At 59.2% G+C, this 3,080-nt stretch carries 5 protein-coding genes; 4 read left to right on the top strand and 1 reads right to left on the bottom strand.

Translation table 11 applies throughout. From position 1 onward, the window contains the following. Window positions 1–480: 480 nt before the first annotated feature. The 4 genes from LZD57_RS13110 to LZD57_RS13095 are packed head-to-tail and all read left to right on the top strand — an operon-like array spanning window position 481 to window position 1,745. Window positions 481–762, top strand: coding sequence for a head-tail connector protein (locus tag LZD57_RS13110; protein ID WP_233719932.1), 282 nt, complete (start codon window positions 481–483; stop codon window positions 760–762). 1 nt (window position 763) lies between these two features. Continuing rightward, on the top strand, window positions 764–1,138 hold the full coding sequence (locus LZD57_RS13105) for an HK97-gp10 family putative phage morphogenesis protein (protein WP_233719931.1): 375 nt from the start codon (window positions 764–766) through the stop codon (window positions 1,136–1,138). After that, a complete protein-coding gene (locus LZD57_RS13100) occupies window positions 1,135–1,545 on the top strand; it encodes a DUF3168 domain-containing protein (protein ID WP_233719930.1) in 411 nt (136 codons plus the stop codon). Before LZD57_RS13105 ends, LZD57_RS13100 begins: the two co-directional genes overlap by 4 nt. Beyond that, on the top strand, window positions 1,542–1,745 hold the full coding sequence (locus LZD57_RS13095) for a phage head completion protein (RefSeq protein WP_233719929.1): 204 nt from the start codon (window positions 1,542–1,544) through the stop codon (window positions 1,743–1,745). The genes LZD57_RS13100 and LZD57_RS13095 overlap by 4 nt, the downstream gene beginning before the upstream one ends. Here LZD57_RS13095 and LZD57_RS13090 read toward each other — a convergent pair. Next, window positions 1,742–2,913 (bottom strand): IS3 family transposase gene (locus LZD57_RS13090; RefSeq protein ID WP_233719928.1). Its coding sequence is split into 2 segments (ribosomal slippage): window positions 1,742–2,664 and window positions 2,664–2,913, totalling 1,173 coding nucleotides; the frame shifts between segments, so codons are not numbered across the junction. The two genes, LZD57_RS13095 and LZD57_RS13090, sit on opposite strands and share 4 nt — an antisense overlap. Between the last annotated feature and the right edge of the window lie 167 nt (window positions 2,914–3,080).

Raw genomic sequence — 3,080 nt, 5'->3', positions numbered from 1 at the left:
CACCCGTTATGACCGACGGGCCGACAACTTCATGGCCGCGCTCAAGCTCGCTGCCATCCGCATCTGGATCAATGCACAATGAGTCCGCGCCCTAGCCCTCGCTCTAACCATCTCTCTGGGAACCGCCACGCAGGTCCAAGCGGCCAGCAATCTGATCGCACTATGCGAAGCTGAAAAAGCTACAATTGTCGAATTCAGCAATTTCCGCTGGAACACTTCGATTGTTCCTACCGTCGGATCGAGCAACGCCGTAATTTACGATGAAAGCGCGGACAAATACAGCATTTCTGTAGGAAGTAGAAAAATCAATGATTGTGAGGAAATGACGCAGCAATACCTAAACTTGAAATGCGTGTCTGATACCGAAGAATTCTATTTCAACGCTCTAACATCGACGTTCATGTCAATAAACCTTCAGCCGATCATCAGAGCTGAAACAGCAAATACCGGACATCTCATTGTAGGAAAGTGCTATCAGCAATGACCACCGTCATTCTGTCCGACCTGAAGTCGCACCTCCGGCTCGATCAATCCGACACGTCCGAAGACGAGCTTCTGACGATGAAGCTGGCATCGGCTGAGGACTGGATTGCGCGATGGATCGGCAAGCCGCTCGCCGACTTCGATCCCGTTCCGGCCTCGATCGTCGAGGCAGTCCTTCAGGTCACCGCAGCCCACTATGAAAGCCGCGAGGGCTATGGCGACGGCGTTCCCGAGGAAACGCTTCGGCTTCTGTCGCCGCACCGGGAATGGAGCTTCTGACGTGGCGCGTTCGTCCGATCAGCTCGCCAAGCTGAAGCTCCGTTTCGACGCCATCCCGCGCGCCGTGCGCGAGGCCGTCATCCCGGCGCTGGATAAATCCGCTGATCAGCTCGTCGCGGCTGCGAAGCATCTCGCACCTGAAGACGACGGCGACCTGAAGAACTCGATCTGCAGAGAAGCCGGCGAGCATGACCTTCAGCGCGTCGTAAAGGCCGGCGACGATAAAGCCTTCTATGCGATGTTCGTCGAGCACGGCACCGCCGAGACGCCAGCGCAGCCCTTCATGTTTCCGGCATACCGATTGAACAAAGACCAAATCCAGCGCCGGCTAAAGCGCGAGATCGGCAAGGCCATCAAGCTGGAATTTTCGAAATGATCGAGCCTTCTCGCGAGCTTCAGCGCGCCATCCGCGCCACCCTGATCGCCGATCCTGCCGTCGTGGCGCTCGTCGAGCCGAACATGATCCGCGACGCTGGCACACGCCCGGAGAAATTCCCGACGATCATTCACGGCGAAGGCCAGACCGTGCTTGAACAGATCACCTTCAGCCGCAAGCACGTCCGTTGCTACCTCGATCTTCACGTTTGGACATTCGAGGAAGGGCTTTCGCAAGCGAAGATCATCACCGGCGCCGTGACGAACGCGCTCGCGACGCAACCCGTGATCAACGGCTTCCACCTTGTCGATTTTCTGGTTTCTGGTTGCCGCTTCCTTCGCGATCCTAGCGGCAACATCGGACACGCCGTAATTTCCACTGAAGCGCTCGTCGAGGCCGCAGAATGAAGGCGGGCAAGCTGGACAGGAAGATCACGATCTCGCGCGAGATCGAGACGGTTGACGACTACGGCACCGCCTCGAGCGCCTGGACGCCGATCGCCACTGTCCCTGCGCAGCGCGTGACGCAATCGACCGACGAATTCCTCGCCGCCTCCGGCGAGCGCGAGACGACGGCGTGGAGTTCCCCCGTTTCTGTGGACAGTTAGGGGCTTACACTCTGCGACGCGGCTTTGACGCTCCTTTCGTATTCGATCGGTGATTTGTAGCCGAGGGCCGAGTGGCGGCGACCAGGATTGTACCAACCCTCGATGAAGCTGAAGACGGCCATGCGCGCCTCGGCCTTGGTCGGGAATTTTCGTCGATCGAGCAGTTCGCATTCGAGCGTGGCGAAGAAGCTCTCGCACATTGCATTGTCGTAGGCATCGCCGACCGATCCCATCGACGGACGGACATTGGCCTCCTTGCATCGGAGCCCGAAGGCCACGGACGTGTATTGCGAGCCCTGATCCGAATGATGAATGACATTCGTGGGGCGTCTTTGGGCGAGTGCCATGTTCATCGCGTCGACAACCACCTGGGTCTTCAGGTTGTTTGCCATCGACCAGCCGACGATGCGCCTCGAGAAGGCGTCGAGCACGACCGCGAGATAGAGGAAGCCGGCCCAGGTCGGAATATAGGTGATGTCGGCGACCCAGAGCCGGTTCGGCGCGTCAGCATAGAAATTGCGATCGACAAGATCGGATGCCGGACGGACGCGATCATCGCGGATCGTCGTCCGCGCCGAGCGGCGGCGGCTGATACCAGCGAGGCCATTGGCCTTCATCAGCCGCTCGATCCGCTTACGACCGACCGCAGTTCCATTCTCGCGCAGCTCCGCGTGGATCCGTGGTGCGCCGTAGGTCTGGTGAGACGCAGTGTGGATTGCCGCGATCCTTTGCGAGAGCGTCGCGTCTTCAACGGCGCGATTGCAGGGAGAGCGGCCGCGCCAAGCGTAGAAGCCCGAACGCGAGACACCGAACACCTCGCACATCGATTGGATCGGAAATTGGGCCTGGTTCGCGGTCATGAATTCGAAGACCTGAACGACGTCCCGTCGTTCTGAGCAAACCAGGCCGCGGCCTTTGACAGGATATCGCGCTCCAGCCGCAACTGCTTGTTCTCCTTGCGAAGACGTTGCAGCTCAGCCCGCTCCTTCTCTTCCAGGCCAGCAGCGTTTCCATCGCCGCTAAGGTCGGCCTTGCGGACCCAGCCATAAATCGTGTGGGCGCAGGGCTCGAATTCCTTCGCCAGATCTTCCGGGCGACGGCCAGCGCGAACCAGCGCAATCATCTGCTCCCGAAACTCCGCTGAATAGGGCGCTCTTGTTCTTGGCACTCGGACACTCTCCTTTGAAAGTCAGATCGTGTCCACAAAACCGGGGGAACTCCAGTCTATGGCTATCCACCCCTCAGTGAGTTGCGAGGGGAAGCCGCTACCGGCAAGCGCTCGCCTGTCGACCGCGAGTCATTTCGCCAGCTTCGTCTGAATACATGGCTCGACAA

Origin of the sequence: Jiella avicenniae, assembly GCF_021390325.1 — a bacterium.
Classification (GTDB): domain Bacteria; phylum Pseudomonadota; class Alphaproteobacteria; order Rhizobiales; family Rhizobiaceae; genus Jiella; species Jiella avicenniae.
This window is presented reverse-complemented; position numbering and strand designations above follow the sequence as displayed.

What these genes read in the sequence shown, in the direction of transcription:
- LZD57_RS13110 (WP_233719932.1), top strand. Translation starts at nt 481, where the DNA reads ATGACCACCGTCATTCTGTCCGACCTGAAGTCGCACCTCCGGCTCGAT.
- LZD57_RS13100 (WP_233719930.1), top strand. Translation starts at nt 1,135, where the DNA reads ATGATCGAGCCTTCTCGCGAGCTTCAGCGCGCCATCCGCGCCACCCTG.
- LZD57_RS13095 (WP_233719929.1), top strand. Translation starts at nt 1,542, where the DNA reads ATGAAGGCGGGCAAGCTGGACAGGAAGATCACGATCTCGCGCGAGATC.